The sequence below is a fragment of the Thermostichus lividus PCC 6715 genome (genome assembly GCF_002754935.1).
Classification (GTDB): domain Bacteria; phylum Cyanobacteriota; class Cyanobacteriia; order Thermosynechococcales; family Thermosynechococcaceae; genus Thermosynechococcus; species Thermosynechococcus lividus.
Genome location: NZ_CP018092.1, coordinates 2,157,982 through 2,172,306 on the forward strand (window position 1 = coordinate 2,157,982; position 14,325 = coordinate 2,172,306).

The 14,325-nt window shown below is 54.7% G+C and carries 13 protein-coding genes and 1 pseudogene; 8 read left to right on the forward strand and 6 right to left on the reverse strand.

Translation table 11 applies throughout. The annotated features are described in order from the left end of the window. Positions 1-8: 8 nt before the first annotated feature. The 3 genes from BRW62_RS10510 to BRW62_RS10520 all read left to right on the forward strand — a co-directional run bounded on the left by BRW62_RS10510 (position 9) and on the right by BRW62_RS10520 (position 2,735). Positions 9-1,751: a transglutaminase domain-containing protein gene (locus BRW62_RS10510; protein WP_099799383.1), complete on the forward strand. Its 1,743-nt coding sequence runs from the start codon at positions 9-11 to the stop codon at positions 1,749-1,751. Between the two features lie 146 nt (positions 1,752-1,897). Next, complete coding sequence (locus BRW62_RS10515; protein WP_376787945.1) at positions 1,898-2,404, forward strand: GNAT family N-acetyltransferase; 507 nt, start codon at positions 1,898-1,900, stop codon at positions 2,402-2,404. 64 nt (positions 2,405-2,468) lie between these two features. Beyond that, positions 2,469-2,735, forward strand: a complete 267-nt coding sequence (locus tag BRW62_RS10520) for a DUF5340 domain-containing protein (protein WP_099799385.1) — start codon at positions 2,469-2,471, stop codon at positions 2,733-2,735. Here BRW62_RS10520 and menA read toward each other — a convergent pair. Further along, entirely contained in the window at positions 2,723-3,556 is an 834-nt protein-coding gene (gene menA / locus BRW62_RS10525; RefSeq protein WP_376787946.1) for a 2-carboxy-1,4-naphthoquinone phytyltransferase, read from the reverse strand. The two genes, BRW62_RS10520 and menA, sit on opposite strands and share 13 nt — an antisense overlap. Positions 3,557-3,661: 105 nt before the next feature. Continuing rightward, positions 3,662-4,042, reverse strand: coding sequence for a hypothetical protein (locus tag BRW62_RS10530; protein WP_099799386.1), 381 nt, complete (start codon positions 4,040-4,042; stop codon positions 3,662-3,664). 359 nt (positions 4,043-4,401) lie between these two features. Between BRW62_RS10530 and BRW62_RS10535 the strand changes: the two genes are divergently transcribed. Then, a complete protein-coding gene (locus tag BRW62_RS10535) occupies positions 4,402-4,878 on the forward strand; it encodes a DUF2214 family protein (RefSeq protein ID WP_099799387.1) in 477 nt (158 codons plus the stop codon). Between the two features lie 46 nt (positions 4,879-4,924). Here the strand turns inward: BRW62_RS10535 and BRW62_RS10540 are convergent, their stop codons facing one another. The 3 genes from BRW62_RS10540 to BRW62_RS10550 are packed head-to-tail and all read right to left on the reverse strand — an operon-like array spanning position 4,925 to position 8,282. Beyond that, positions 4,925-5,638, reverse strand: a complete 714-nt coding sequence (locus tag BRW62_RS10540; protein ID WP_099799388.1) for a superoxide dismutase — start codon at positions 5,636-5,638, stop codon at positions 4,925-4,927. 26 nt (positions 5,639-5,664) lie between these two features. Further along, positions 5,665-6,858 carry a lipid-A-disaccharide synthase-related protein gene (locus BRW62_RS10545; protein WP_099799389.1) on the reverse strand — a complete coding sequence of 398 codons (1,194 nt, stop codon included), beginning with the start codon at positions 6,856-6,858 and terminating at the stop codon, positions 5,665-5,667. Then, positions 6,855-8,282 carry a protein adenylyltransferase SelO gene (locus BRW62_RS10550; RefSeq protein WP_099799390.1) on the reverse strand — a complete coding sequence of 476 codons (1,428 nt, stop codon included), beginning with the start codon at positions 8,280-8,282 and terminating at the stop codon, positions 6,855-6,857. The genes BRW62_RS10545 and BRW62_RS10550 overlap by 4 nt, the downstream gene beginning before the upstream one ends. A 370-nt stretch (positions 8,283-8,652) precedes the next feature. Here BRW62_RS10550 and BRW62_RS10555 point away from each other — a divergent pair, with 370 nt between their 5' ends. After that, entirely contained in the window at positions 8,653-8,853 is a 201-nt protein-coding gene (locus BRW62_RS10555) for a heavy-metal-associated domain-containing protein (protein WP_099799391.1), read from the forward strand. Then, on the forward strand, positions 8,853-11,114 hold the full coding sequence (locus BRW62_RS10560) for a heavy metal translocating P-type ATPase (protein WP_198406015.1): 2,262 nt from the start codon (positions 8,853-8,855) through the stop codon (positions 11,112-11,114). The genes BRW62_RS10555 and BRW62_RS10560 overlap by 1 nt, the downstream gene beginning before the upstream one ends. Positions 11,115-11,210: 96 nt before the next feature. Here the strand turns inward: BRW62_RS10560 and BRW62_RS10565 are convergent, their stop codons facing one another. Next, positions 11,211-12,269, reverse strand: a complete 1,059-nt coding sequence (locus tag BRW62_RS10565) for a PstS family phosphate ABC transporter substrate-binding protein (RefSeq protein WP_099799392.1) — start codon at positions 12,267-12,269, stop codon at positions 11,211-11,213. A gap of 211 nt (positions 12,270-12,480) precedes the next feature. On the opposite strand from BRW62_RS10565, the pseudogene BRW62_RS14515 reads away from it, so the two are divergent. Together BRW62_RS14515 and gatA are read left to right on the forward strand one after the other, a co-directional pair. After that, positions 12,481-12,762: pseudogene (locus BRW62_RS14515) on the forward strand (zinc ribbon domain-containing protein); the annotation flags it as partial. Positions 12,763-12,848: 86 nt separating this feature from the next. Further along, positions 12,849-14,303, forward strand: coding sequence for an Asp-tRNA(Asn)/Glu-tRNA(Gln) amidotransferase subunit GatA (gatA, locus tag BRW62_RS10575; protein ID WP_099799393.1), 1,455 nt, complete (start codon positions 12,849-12,851; stop codon positions 14,301-14,303). The last annotated feature ends 22 nt before the right edge of the window (positions 14,304-14,325 follow it).

Consider the following 14,325-nt stretch of genomic DNA (forward strand, 5'->3'; position numbering starts at 1 on the left):
GATCTGCCATGCCTGATGCTACGGATACCCTTGAGGTCGAGTCAACATCGCCCTTAATCGACAGTGGTTGGCGAACGATTCGCCCGTTGGGTGCCTACCAGCTTCAGGGGCTGGCATGGGTTGATCCCCAAGCGTTGTGGTTACGCCAACTTCCCCGCTTACCCTTTTGCCAAGCAACCTTGGGTGCCAGCTTCTTGGCATTGGATCGGGTGCGGGGATTTATTTTGCTCATCAACGCTGAAAATGACCACAGTGAGATTCTCAACCCCTATACCCTTGAGCCATTTTTAGATGCTGCGGGGTTATGCCTGTTCCAAGACTCGCTCTGGTTCTGTCGTGAAGAGACCCTTTACCGCTGCTATTTACCGGATTGGCAGGTGGAGCAGGTGCTGCGCTGTAGTTACCCGATTTACGGTGTTGCCGTGGATGAAGGGGGTATTTACGTTGCCTGCCAAAAGTCTGGCTACATCCATTGCTTTGAGCACACGACGGGTAAAGAGGCATTTCGCTTACCGGCTCCTGGAATTGGCGAAGAAAATTTGGCCTTGCACGGGGGCGATCTGTGGGTCAGCGATCGCCTCGAGCAGTCGGTGTATTGCCTGAATCGCCAAACCGGTGACATTAAAGGGGTCGCCCTGACTCCCTTTGCCCAGCCCACCGCCTTGACCTTTGATAAGGCGGGTCAGCCATGGGTGGCCTATGGGGGCGACGAACCCTATTTGCGCGATAACCCCAACAACCGTGATACCCCCCTTGAGATTGCCCACCGCGATATTTGTGTGATTCATCCCCTTGTTTTTAGCTCTGGGCAACACTACACCCTCTCCAATGGCTATCTACTAGAGATGGCTTATTTGGAAGAGATTTCTCCCCTAGATGCGTGCCAACTGGATAACTTGGAGTGGCGCATTGCCTTGCCTGCTAACTCTCTACGCCAAAAACTGTTGCGAGTAGAGCCACTGGGCACGCCATTTCGGCTAGAGACGGTCGCTGATCAGCAGGTCGCCATCTTTGATTTTCCGGAGTTACGTCCCTACGAAGCCCGCTTTTTTGGCTGGCGAGCATGGTTAGAAGTACGGGGGATCAAGTATCACCTCACCCCAGCGGATATTGATGAGTCTTTGCCGCTGCCAGAGGGGTTTGCCGAGCAATACCTTGTGGACAATGATGAGCTGGCAATGGATAAGCCCATTGTGCAGGAGGCGGCGCGAGTGGCGGTAGGGACTGAAACCAACATTCTGCGCAAGATGCTGAAAATTCGCAACTATGTTTACGATCGCCTCAGCTATGCCCTGCGCCCAAAAATTGAAACCCCAGATTTAGTGCTAGAGCGCGGAGTTGGCTCCTGTGGCGAATACGTAGGGGTGCTCTTGGCTCTGGCTCGCCTAAACGGCATTGCCTGCCGTACCGTAGGACGTTATAAGTGCCCGCCGCATCCCGAACAGCGCGGTATTCCCTTGGAACCTACCTACAACCATGTTTGGCTGGAGTTTTATGTCCCTGGAATCGGTTGGCTACCTATGGAGTCAAACCCTGATGATGTGGTGGAACGAGGCCCTTACCCTACCCGATTTTTTATGGGTCTGCCCTGGTACCACGTCGAAGCCAGTAAAGGGATGCGTTTTGAAACCACAAACTATCGCGATCGCGGTGTGCGTCTGGGCGACTTAGCCCTGAATCATGTTCGCTTTACCATTCATGGGGAGTTAGGGGCACCATCTACACCCCAAAGGCACAGCAGCGAGGCTTAGGGTACCCTAGAAGATAGCCTGCTAGCTAATTTTGTATGTCCCTCCATCCTGATGATCCCCTTGATCATGACCTCGCAGATTTAGATGCCGTTGTTCTCAGGCCAGAAGAAGAGCGGACTGAGCCGGTTAATATCCTAATTCGCGAGATGGATATTGACGACATTGCCCCTGTGTTTCATCTGGGTGAAGCCCTATTCACCAGTGATCTTTACCCCTCCCTGTACCGTATTTGGGATGAGTGGGAGGTGATTGGCTTTTACAATACGGACCCTGAATACTGCTTAGTGGCAGAAGCAGACACCCACGTTGCGGGATTTGTCCTAGGAACCATCATTAGTAAAGCGCCGTGGGTCTATGGGTATATCAACTGGCTAGGGGTACACCCTGACTACCAGCGGCGAGGGGTGGCCGATAAACTGGTGGATAAGCTCATTGAGCGGATGATTGAAGAGGGGGCACGGTTTATGCTGGTGGATACTGACCCGGCCAATACTCCAGCAGTTAAGTTTTTTACGCGCAAAGGGTTTGGCAATCCCCGTCGGCATGTCTTCTTTTCCCTGAATTTAACCAAGCATGAGATTTACGGTCGCTTGATTGCCTACGAGCGCGATCGCTCAGAGCGGCTCACCTATCGGCGGCCACGACGGCGTTGAGCAAACTTGTGTTTGGCGCATTCAAGATTTTATTGTTCTAGTTCCCTTGGAGGTTCGTTGTAGCGTGACTCGTTTTCCCTTCACTCGTTCCACAGTGCCAGTGCCCTCCCATATTCACTATGAATCGCTGCTGCAGATTTTAGAGCAGGCTTCACTCACATCGCTCCCTCCCTCATCCCCTGCCTACCAGCAACTACATGCAGCCGTAATTCATTTGCGCAAAGCGCTGCGCCTGCAAAAACAGTTTGAAGAGGAGTGGCAACTGACCGGCGGCACCGTAGATTATCAATGGTCTGTGAACCGCCATCTCCCTAAGGATTACAACACGTAGCCCAACCCCAACAGTAAACTACTCCAAAAATGAAGTTGTACAGCAATAAATTTCGACTCTTTGATCTGCTCTGGTACAGCGTGAAAGTGGTGTAACCGCTGGCATAAATAAATCGCCCACGGCAGGGAGCTAAGGGCAAGAAGGGTTGGCCATGGCACCTCCAGCCACACGACACTCGCTACCAACCAAGCATAGAAGACAATGCAGCCTCCATAGACGAACTGAGCACTGCGAGCCGTTCCCAGCCGTACCACGGGCGATCGCTTCCCTGCGGCAATATCATCGGCCACTTGGTGGAAGTGAGAGCAAAACAGGATGAGGGTTGTTGTCAAGCCATTCAACACGGCTACCGGCAGAATGCTGCTGGACCATGTTTGGGTCTGGCTATAGTAGGCTGCGGCGATCGCCAGCGGACCAAAGCACACAAAACAAATCGGTTCACCAAGGCCAAGGTATCCTAAGCGAAAGGGTGGCCCTTGATAGCTGTAGCCCAAAGCGCAGCATAGCAGAACCATGACGAATACCGTTGCATCCTGTTGCCACCAGCTAATCGCCATAATCGCCACTAGCCCTAGCCCGAGGCAGAGGTTGCTCAAGCCAAAAATGACCTCCTTTTTACCCGTTAAATTGACCACTGAGTGGTACTTGTGGCGGTCAATTCCTGTCTCAGCGTCAAACACATCATTACTGAGATTCAGCCAGACAAGAATAAGAACTGCGGCACTCAAAAATAGGCCAAAGGGGAGTAATTGTAAGTGTCCCGTTTGCCGCCACGCAATGGCACTGCCTAACCAAATGGGCATCACCGCCACACTATACATCGGCAGCTTAATCGCCGCCCACCACAAACGGAAACGATCCTTGCTGTTTGCCTCAATCACACGCTTCACAGTGTCAGACTGCACCAAAACAGCATACCACCCAACCTAATGCCCATAGATTTCCCGCTTGGCCGCAAGAATGGCTTGCCGCAGCGCTGGGTTACTGAGTTTGTAACTATAAACCCCCAAATCTCGGGCGATCGCCACCAATTGCGATCGGTTGAGCGCCTCCAAATCCGCCAACGTCAAACACGCGATCTCTGGTTGCGGAGGTTGCAGTTGAGCTTGCAGAGCCACCACCTGCTTTTCCAACGTCGTTAAGCGTTGTAGAACTGTTGGGCAAGTGAGTTGTGGTGGCTGAAAATGCTGCTGCAGAATAACGCGGATAGCTTGACTCAACGAGCCGTACCCCTGCTGTGCTTGCCAACACTGTAGAGCCGCGTAAAGCTCCGGATCAAGACTAAGGGCAACTTTCTTACGAGACATAGACAAAACCTAAAAAAAACCGACAAACTTACTTGCAGTCTGTCGGCTCGTTGTGTGTTCCCTGTTGATGACTCGGATAGTACTGAGTCATATTCTAGTATTACTGATGTCGCAGCAAAATGCCAGTGACGGTGATCACAACTTAAGATGAATCCTTTGTGCTCTCAAAACTAGTTTACTAAGGGTTGCCACCGTACCCCTTAATAAAAAATATAAATATAATCTTTTCAATAATCCTGAATAATTAATGCTTACCCATCTACCCCAACCTCGATACATCCTATCAGAGTGGGACGCAATTCAAGGGCCACACTCTATGCGCTAGCATGAGCGTTGGATAATTTACTGAGGAACATGAGATGGATTCGCTTTGGAGTAGTGCTGCGATCGCCTACCTACACTACCTCAGCTTTATGGTTGCCTTTGCGGCATTAGTGGTTGAGCACCTGACGTTGCGCAAAGAGTTGGAACTCAAGCAAGCATGGCGCCTCGTCATTACGGATGGTCTTTACGGCATTGCTGCCATTACCGTACTGGTGACCGGAATCTTACGAGTGTTGTACTTTGGCAAAGGCACAGCCTACTACCTCAGCAATCCTGTGTTTCATCTGAAGGTTGGCTTTTTTATCCTTGTAGGGCTTCTCTCGCTTTACCCAACCATTTCCTTTTTGTTATGGCTCAAACCACTTCGGCAAGGGCAAGTGCCCACCCTTGAGTTAGCGGCGGTGCAACGCCTAACTTGGGTTATCCGCGCTGAACTGGCATTTCTCAGTGGTATTCCCCTTTTGGCGGCCATGATGGCACGGGGAATTGGTCTCGAGTGGGTTCAGAGCTAAAGGGGTAATTGATAGCCCAATCTTAGTGCTAAATTAGCGCAGAGTCTTAACGGGAGCGATATTGGGCGTAGCGATCGCCAAGCCAAGGCCAATTGACCACCTGCCACCACGCTTCTAAGTACTGATCGCGGCGATTGCGGTAGGTGAGGTAGTAGGCGTGCTCCCACAAATCATTTCCCAACAGGGGTATATCCCCCCGCATCAGGGGCGAGTCTTGGTTAGGAGTGGTATAAATTTTCAGGCGGTTTTCGGGGGTCAACACCAGCCAGACCCAACCACTGCCAAACTGGCGCAGGCCAGCCGTCTGAAACTGGTCTTGAAATTCGCTAAAGGAGCCAAAGGTGGCCGCAATGTCGTCAGCTAAGGCACCTGTGGGTTCGCCGCCCCCTGCGGGACTCATGCTCTGCCAGAAGAGGGAATGGTTGGCATGGCCACCCCCATGGTTACGCACGGTGGTTTGAATCGCAGCGGGGAGTTGCCCAATGTGCCTCAGCAGGTCTTCAATTGGTAGTTGCTGCCATTGGCGGTAGGGGGCAAGGGCACGATTCAGGGTTTTCACGTAGGCGGCATGATGCTTGTCATGGTGCAATTCCATGGTTTCAGCATCAATGTACGGCTCTAGGGCATCGTAGGGGTAGGGCAAGGGCGGCAGGGTGTAAGGTTCAGGACTGTCTTGCGCCCAGGCAGGCGAGGTCGGTAGCAGGGTGAGGGTCGTGGCGCTGAAGAATAACCGTAGGGTTTGACGACGACTGAGAAGCATAACAGAATACAACTCTTTTTTTCAGATTAAACTGCGCTGAGTCGCTGGAGAAGGGCATGGGCAATTCGCGCACCAGCACCCGCCCTGCCCATGCGCTCTACGCCATTGTTGTAAGCCTGTTGACGTTGGGTCGCATCTTGCCAGATTCGGTAGAGGGTAGGCATCGCATCACGCGGATCCTCAAGGTAATAAAGGGAGGAGCCAAGTAATTGCTGCTGACGGCGGGCAAAGGCGCGGGTAAATTGAGGCCCCTGCCCCGCAAAGGTGATCACGGGCTTTCCTAAGCCCACGGCTTGCTCTGTGGCTGTTCCGGCTAGGGCAATGCCACCATCGGCCCAGTGCAAAAACTCCCGAAAGTGGTGCTGGCTCAGTATCAGTTGTAGGTGGCCATACTGCCGTGCTTGGGCAGCTGCTAACGGACTGGGCATCCCCTGCCACTGGCCAAGGCTCTCCTCAAAAACGCCAATCTCTAAACCGGGACTGATGGCCGCTAGAAGCACGATCGCCTCATCGGCATAGGGGATGAGACTATTGAGAATTAGTTGCCAGTTGCGGTAGGCTTCAGGGGCGCGGGAGCCGGGCAATAGCACAATGGTCTTGGGGTGAAAGGGGGACGGCTCCGGAGGTGGCATCACCAAGTCCAGCATGGGGTTACCACAATCATTGGCGGCAATACCTAAGCGCTGCAACCCCTGAGCAGTACGCGAATCTCGCGGAAAGACTCCCCAGCAGCGCCGCGATCGCAACAGCCACTGCTCCCAAGGCAAGTAATCACTGCCCGCCCAGCCTGCGCCCCACCAAGCGGCACCGTCAAGGTAATAGTCTGATTTCGCTGTGCCCACAAAGCTGTAGGGACAGCCGCTGAGGTAGGCAAAGAGCAGCGGCACCACATCGCCTACAGCTAAGACATGCCCCCCGTCCTTAGACCATTGTTGCAGGGCACTGAATTGCTGGCCTAAAAGGGAGACCAAACCCGCCCGCAGATCCTGCCACAGTTGCCGCCAATCCATGTAGATAAACCCACCGGAGGGCAGAGTTTTGCCCGTTTGCAGGAGTGGAATGCCGCAGCGTTGGTACGCCAGACCTTCGCCCACTAAGGGGAGTGCCGTCATCTCCATCTCGGGGCAACCTTGTTGCAACGGTTGCAAAATAGCGGTGGCGATCGCATCTTCGCCGTGGCCATTACTCACACACAACAGTCGTCGGCGGGACGCACTCATGCCTTCATTGCTGCCAAGGTAGCGTTGAACAACGCCCAATCGTTCTCGGTGTCAATAGCCTGCCAAATGGTCTCAATGCGAGGTTGCGTCAGGATCACGAGAGGATTGGCTGCCGCTAGGGTGGCGGGGATGGCGTTGCGCTCTTCTGGCGTAGCCTCCTGTAACAGTTGCACGTACGTCGCCTTCCATGGCCCCAGTAGGGTCTGATCAGCGCTAGACAGGGTCGGACTCTCCCGGAAAATATGCCCAGCATCCACAACCCACTGCGCTGAAAACTCCTGCCGCAGGCTGACAAAAAACTGTGGATAGCTGATGGTGCTACGGCTGAGAAACTCTTGCGTCTGCTCCACTAGCAGGGAGCCGCGCTCCACGGGTAGCGTCTGCCAGCCGAGACGGCGCAGCATTTGTTTGAGGTAGGTGTGGCGGCAGCGATCGCCAAAGGATTGCAGAGCTGCTTGCATGGCCTCAAGGGGCATCACAAACGACAGGGGGGCTTGCAGCTTTTCTAAATTCCAAACACAAATAGCCGGCTGATTGCCGTAGGCATAGCGACCGTAGTAATCAAAATAGGCCGCCGTAAAGCCCAGATCGTAGCGCTCTAAAAACCTGTAGGGGCCATAGTCAAAACTCTCGCCGGTAATGGCCATGTTGTCGGTGTTGAGTACGCCATGGCAAAACCCCGCTGCCAGCCATGTTGCCGCCAAGTCCGCCGTGGCTGCCACGAGTTCCCGATAGAATTGGCCATACCGCTCTTTAGGATCAGAGATCTCCCCCAGATGGGGATAGTAGTAGTCAATAACATGATCTAGTAACTGGCGAATTAAGTCTGGTCGCTTCAAGTAGTGCAGGCGTTCAAAGGTGCCAAAGCGAATATGGGAGCGACCCAAGCGTACCAAAACACTAGAGCGGGTTGGCGATGGCTCATCTCCCCGCCACAGGGACTCCCCCGTTTCAATGAGGCTGAGACTGCGAAATGTGGGCACCCCCAGCCGATGGAGTAGTTCACTGGCCAGTACCTCGCGCACGCCTCCTTTGAGGGTCAGCCGCCCATCCCCTCCTCGAGAATAGGGGGTTGTGCCCGATCCTTTGGTTCCTAGATCGTACAGGTAACCATCGACACCGCGAAATTGGCCGTAGAGAAACCCTCGCCCATCGCCTAAGCGGGGGTTGTACTCCCCAAATTGGTAGCCGTGGTAGCGCATGGCCAACAATGGCTCTCGTCCCTGAAACTGGCCAAAGGCTGCAATGAAGTCACTATTCGTAACGCTGGCAGGATTTAACCCCATCAAAGGCAGCAGATCATCATTGCGAAACCGCAGCCAGTGCTCCGGAAAACTCGCTGCTTGGACTTCGTCCCAATACTCAGCCCCAAGGGAGAGAAAGGCAGGCTCGTAGGCAAGGGTTTGAAAGGCGTGGAGGGGCATAGCGTGTTTTGACACTCCCACCACCTAAAGGTGGGGGATTCTTACGCAGTCCATAAACGAACTCATAAAGGCGTTGTCAAGACGCCCCTACACAGTTCCTAGAGGCAAAGCCCCAAGGTTCTGCTTACTTGTAACAACTGTCGCCGATTGGGTTTTTCACCAAGGATGGCGACCAAGTATAGTTTAGCACAGAGCAACTAAAGTTGCTTTAGGGCTTTTCCTCTCCGTACTTTAGTACGGAGCTACCAAGCTAACCCTCTGTGTGGAGGGAACCGCTCCCCACTATACCGTCTTTGGCGGTAGGGTTCCCCCTTGACTCTCCAGTGGACTGGAGACTGAAGGATAGAACTAACAGTAGGTATAACATGCCATGGAACTCAAACTCTACGTCCCTGATATGGCCTGTAGCGCCTGTCGTGACACCATTACCGCTGCTATTCAGGCCATTGATCCGGCGGTCACCGTGCGTGCCGATTTGGAAACAAAATGGCTCCAGATTGAGACCACTGCGCCCGAGCCAAGGGTTCGGCAGGTCATCCAGCGGGCAGGCTATACCATCAAGGAGGTGTAATGGCTCAAATTGCCTTTACCCTGCGGGGGATGCGTTGTGCTGCCTGTGGGAATATCGTTACTACAGCGGTGCAGCAAGTGCCCGGCGTGAGTCAGTGCGATGTTAGCTTTGGTGCAGCTCAAGCAATGGTGACCTACGATCCACAGCGGGTCAGTTGGCAGGCGATCCAGCAGGCGATCGCCCAAGCGGGCTATGGGGCAGAACCGCTAGTGAATACCGACCTGTTAGCTGAGGCCACGGCTGAAGACAACGCCCAAGCGGTAACGATGCAGGAACTGCAACACCGCTTGTTCTTGGCAGGGGGGGCAACCTTAGTGCTGGTGGTGGGCAGCCTTCCCATGATGCTGGGGGTGTCTATCCCATGGCTCCCGATGTGGCTGCATCACCCGTGGCTGCAACTGGCACTGACAACACCAATTCAGTTTTGGAGTGGGGAGTCATTCTATGGGGGGGCGTGGAAAGCACTGCGCTACCGCAGCGCCACCATGGATACCCTCGTGGCCTTGGGAACCAGTGCTGCCTATTTTTATTCCCTGTTTGCCACACTCTTTCCCTCAAGGGTTGAGCAGCACGGCCATGCTCCCGATGTGTATTACGAGGTGTCTGCCGTTGTGATCACGCTGATTTTACTGGGGCGATGGCTAGAGCACCGCGCTAAGGGGGAAACCACCACTGCCCTTCGCAAGTTGATGGGGCTGCAACCGAGCACCGCCCGTGTTCTGCGCGATGGTATGGAGCAAGAGGTGCCAGTCAGCGCCGTTGGAGTGGGGGAGATTGTGGTGGTGCGTCCTGGGGAGAAAATTCCGGTGGATGGTGAGGTGATTGCCGGTGCTTCGACCGTGGATGAGGCGATGGTGACGGGGGAAAGTTTGCCGGTGGCTAAGGGAGTGGGGGACGAGGTGATTGGGGCGACCCTCAATCAAACAGGCAGCTTGCAGATCCGTGCCACCCGGGTGGGGCAAGAGACGTTTTTGGCTCAAATTGTCCGCTTAGTACGGCAAGCCCAAGGTTCAAAAGCGCCGATTCAACGGCTGGCAGATCAAATCACGGCGTGGTTTGTGCCTGTGGTGATTGCGATCGCCATCGTGACCTTTATCCTCTGGTACAGCGTTGCGGGCAATGCCACCTTGGCACTCCTCACGACCATTGGAGTGCTCATTATTGCCTGTCCCTGTGCTTTGGGGTTAGCCACCCCCACCTCGATTATCGTGGCCACTGGCAAGGGGGCAGAGTATGGTGTTTTGTTTAAGACTGCTGCCAGCCTAGAGCAAGCCCAAGCCATCCAAGTCCTTGTCCTAGATAAAACCGGCACCCTGACCCAAGGCCATCCCACCGTTACGGACGTTATCACCCATGGGGCAGAACCACTAGAGGTGCTCACCCTTGTGGCCTCTGTGGAATGGCACTCCGAACATCCCTTGGCAGTGGCAGTGGTGACCTACGCCCAATCCCAAGGGGTAACGCTGAAGGAGGTGACTGACTTTCAGGCGATCCCCGGCAGTGGCGTGGTTGCCACCGTGGCCACACAAACTGTCCATATCGGCACCCAGCGTTGGCTAGAGGAACTGGGGATGGCAACCCACGAGTTCGCCGCCGCAGTGCACACCCTAGAGGCACAGGGCAAAACGGTGATTTGGCTGGCGATCGCCCAAGGGGTGGTGGGGGTGATGGCCATTGCAGATACGGTCAAACCGGAGGCGGCAGAGGTTGTGCGTACCTTACACGCCCTAGGGCTAAGGGTTGTCATACTCACCGGCGATCATCCCACCACAGCTGCGGCCATTGCCCGGCAAGTGGGAATTGATCAGGTCTGTGCCGGTGTTCGCCCTGATCAAAAAGCAGCTACCATTGCGCAACTGCAAGCAGAGGGCAAGCGAGTCGCCATGGTCGGAGATGGCATTAATGATGCCCCCGCCTTAGCCCAAGCAGATGTCGGTATTGCCATTGGCACCGGCACGGATGTGGCGATCGCCACCAGTGACATCACCCTCATCTCCGGAGACCTCCACGGCATTGTCACTGCGATTCAACTGAGCCGTGCCACAATGCGCAATATCCGCCAAAATCTCTTTTTTGCCTTTGTCTATAACGTGGCCGGTATTCCCATTGCCGCAGGCATTCTCTATCCCCTTTGGGGCTGGCTCCTGAATCCAATGGTGGCGGGGGCAGCGATGGCCTTTAGTTCGGTGTCCGTTGTCCTGAATGCCCTGCGCTTACGCCACTTTCGTCCCCAAGTCGTTTCCCTCAGGCATCCCTTATGACCCAGACAATCACATTTTGGGCCACGCTAGTTGGGCTTGGCTTTCTCCTTGGGGTCACCTCTGGCCTCTTGCTGAGCAGTTGAGGAGGGCTAGCCCCTAGCGCAACCGTACATAACCTGCTTGTTCGATGGCAGATTGCCCTTGATTGGTCAACAGTAGGGCAGCATAGGCACGCCCCGCTTGGGCATCGGCACTGCCATCCGCCTTCACAATAACGAACAGTCGCCGCGTGATTGGGTAGCTGCCATCTTGAAAAGCACGAGCATTCAGACGATTCCGCTGAGCTGGGCAGCGCGCCGGTTCAACGTAAGGCAGTTGATAGGGAGGCACAAAGGTATTAGCTTGACGACCCAAGGGTAAGGGGCGAATACTACACTGACCAACAATTTCCGGTGCAGAGCCGTAGTAAATCCCCCCAAGAGTGCTTGCAACGCGGCGAAGGCCATCGGTAGTGTCCCGCACCATAACCACATTGGAGCCTAGGAGCCGTTCCCCCAGCACCTCCTTGATAAAAAACTCGACCGTGCCGCCGTCCTCTGGTCGGCGCGAAAAGGCAGTAATGGCTAAGTTAGGTCCCCCCACTTGGCTCCAGTTGTTCACTTTACCGGTGTAGATGTCTATCACTTGATTAACGGTGAGACCGGCAAGGGGAAGGTTGTGGTTGACGGCGATCGCCAAGCCATCGATCGCCACTGGAATAGCGTCAAGGGGAGTGCCTTGGCTCTGGGACTGCTGCCGTTCCTGATCATTGAGGGGGCGCGACGACTGAGAAAAGGCCAGTTGATTATTCAAGAGCATCCGAATACCGCTGCCAGACCCTGGCGTACCCGTGGGCGGATCCACGTACCGCAGCCGAAAGTTAGGCCATACCGTTTGAATTAAGGGATCCACATCGCGGCGAATGGGTGCCCACGTGGTACTGCCCCCATAGTTAAAAACACCACTGGGCACCTCCCGAACTTCAGCAAAGGTCTCAACCGTGACGTCCGGCGTGCTGGGGGTTGAGCCGTCTTGAGTGAGTAGCTCCCCAAGAGGATTTCCCGTCTGAGAATTCAGTAACCGCATCACCAACACCCCTGCCACCCCCACAATAGCGATCGTAAAGATGAGGGAGATTAGCAGCGGCAGCACATTATTGTTATTACCTTGGGACATAGGTAGGATCGGCAAACACTCTGCCCTTAGACTATCCCAACTTCAGCTAAAAACCGCAGGAGCCCTGCCCTTTGTCTGTAGGACAAGGGTCAGGAGGAATGTGGCTCTTGACTTTGATGATGTATCATAGCGCTACGGCTCAAGTCCTGAGTATCTCTTGCAAACTCAAGGTATCGCAGTCACAAGCCGCTAAGCTGGATGCCACGTTGTACTGGCAGGGGTTAACCTTGTGGTTGTGCCGCCGGCCTACACATCGCAGACTTGCCACAAGTGCCTGCATATTCATCCTGACCGGAGCAAATCCTATCGGTTGGGCAAGATGTTTACGTGCGGTCATTGTGGCTGGCAAGGGGATGCAGACTTTAACGGTGCGAATCTAATTGCGCTTTTGGAGCTGCCTGTAAACCAGCCTAGAGGTATGGCTGACGCCACCTACGGAGCGTGGTTGGCGTGCCAACTGCAGGGCTACCGAAAGCCCACGCTCTGTTCGTAGGAGGAGCGTCGGGTAGTTTACCAAGTACACTGAAGAATAGTGCTTGTACAGCCTAGTATTTATCGCGTTGTTAGGAAAGCTATGTTATGTCAGTGATTCAGGAGCTTCATCGGCAATTGGTTAAAAAAGAACGCTCCGCCACTGAAATTACCCAAGCCTATCTGGAGCGGATTCAGGCATTGGAGCCAACTCTGCACAGTTTTTTGACGGTGACTGGCGATCGCGCTCTTGAGCAAGCAGCAGCCGTGGATCGGCAGATTGCTGCCGGTGAGACGATTGGTCTTTTGAGTGGTATTCCTTTGGCCATTAAGGACAACCTCTGCACCTACGGAGTTCGTACCACCTGTGCGTCAAAAATGCTGGCTGACTTTGTGCCGCCTTACGAATCGACGGTGACGGCAAAACTGCACCAAGCGGGAGCGGTTATGCTGGGCAAAACCAATCTGGATGAGTTTGCCATGGGGAGCTCCACGGAAAACTCTGCCTTTGGCTTGACCGCCAATCCGTGGAACGTTGAATGCGTCCCCGGTGGCTCCTCGGGAGGCTCCGCTGCTGCCGTGGCTGCTGGAGAATGTGCCGCAGCCTTGGGGTCGGATACCGGGGGATCCATTCGCCAGCCGGCATCCTTTTGTGGGGTCGTCGGTCTCAAGCCCACCTATGGGTTGGTGTCGCGCTACGGCTTGGTGGCCTACGCCTCCTCCTTGGATCAAATTGGGCCGTTGGCACCCACGGTTACCGATGCCGCGATTTTATTGGGGGCGATCGCTGGCCACGATCCTCGCGATGCCACCAGCTTAAAGGTACCGGTTCCAGACTATACCCAAGCGCTGCGGCCAGATCTCAAAGGACTGCGGGTTGGGGTGATTCAAGAAACCGTTAGCGAGGGGCTACAGCCAGAGGTGAAAACCGCCATTGAAGCGGCGCTGCAAACCCTCAAAGAATTAGGAGCCACCCTTAAGGAACTCTCCTGTCCCCGTTTTGCCTACGGCTTGCCCACCTATTACATCATTGCGCCGTCGGAAGCCTCCGCTAACCTAGCGCGCTACGATGGCGTTAACTTTGGCTTCCGGGTTGAGGGGGCAGCGGATTTGCTAGAGATGTACACCCAAACCCGTGCCCAAGGCTTTGGGGCAGAGGTGAAGCGGCGGATCATGATTGGCACCTACGCCCTCTCGGCAGGCTACTACGATGCGTACTACCTGCGCGCGCAAAAAGTCCGCACCCTGATCAAAGAGGATTTTGCCAACGCTTTTGAGCAGGTGGATGTGTTGATTTGCCCGACCTCACCTACCACCGCCTTCAAAGCAGGCGAGAAAACTGCTGACCCCCTGAGTATGTACCTGTCGGATTTGATGACCATTCCCATTAATCTCGCGGGACTGCCCGGCCTCAGCTTACCCTGTGGGTTTGATGCCACCGGTTTACCCATTGGCCTGCAACTCATTGGCAATGTCCTGCAGGAAGAAACCCTTTTCCGGGTTGCGTATGCTTACGAGCAAGCCACACCGTGGCACCAGCAGCAGCCCAGCTTAGGGATTTAGATTTTTGGCCAGAGCTTGGCTA

Coding starts and splice junctions, on each gene's coding strand:
- BRW62_RS10510 (WP_099799383.1), top strand. CDS start 9: ATGCCTGATGCTACGGATACCCTTGAGGTCGAGTCAACATCGCCCTTA.
- BRW62_RS10515 (WP_376787945.1), top strand. CDS start 1,898: ATGGATATTGACGACATTGCCCCTGTGTTTCATCTGGGTGAAGCCCTA.
- menA (WP_376787946.1), bottom strand. CDS start 3,556: ATGTATAGTGTGGCGGTGATGCCCATTTGGTTAGGCAGTGCCATTGCG.
- BRW62_RS10530 (WP_099799386.1), bottom strand. CDS start 4,042: ATGTCTCGTAAGAAAGTTGCCCTTAGTCTTGATCCGGAGCTTTACGCG.
- BRW62_RS10535 (WP_099799387.1), top strand. CDS start 4,402: ATGGATTCGCTTTGGAGTAGTGCTGCGATCGCCTACCTACACTACCTC.
- BRW62_RS10540 (WP_099799388.1), bottom strand. CDS start 5,638: ATGCTTCTCAGTCGTCGTCAAACCCTACGGTTATTCTTCAGCGCCACG.
- BRW62_RS10545 (WP_099799389.1), bottom strand. CDS start 6,858: ATGAGTGCGTCCCGCCGACGACTGTTGTGTGTGAGTAATGGCCACGGC.
- BRW62_RS10550 (WP_099799390.1), bottom strand. CDS start 8,282: ATGCCCCTCCACGCCTTTCAAACCCTTGCCTACGAGCCTGCCTTTCTC.
- BRW62_RS10555 (WP_099799391.1), top strand. CDS start 8,653: ATGGAACTCAAACTCTACGTCCCTGATATGGCCTGTAGCGCCTGTCGT.
- BRW62_RS10560 (WP_198406015.1), top strand. CDS start 8,853: ATGGCTCAAATTGCCTTTACCCTGCGGGGGATGCGTTGTGCTGCCTGT.
- BRW62_RS10565 (WP_099799392.1), bottom strand. CDS start 12,269: ATGTCCCAAGGTAATAACAATAATGTGCTGCCGCTGCTAATCTCCCTC.
- gatA (WP_099799393.1), top strand. CDS start 12,849: ATGTCAGTGATTCAGGAGCTTCATCGGCAATTGGTTAAAAAAGAACGC.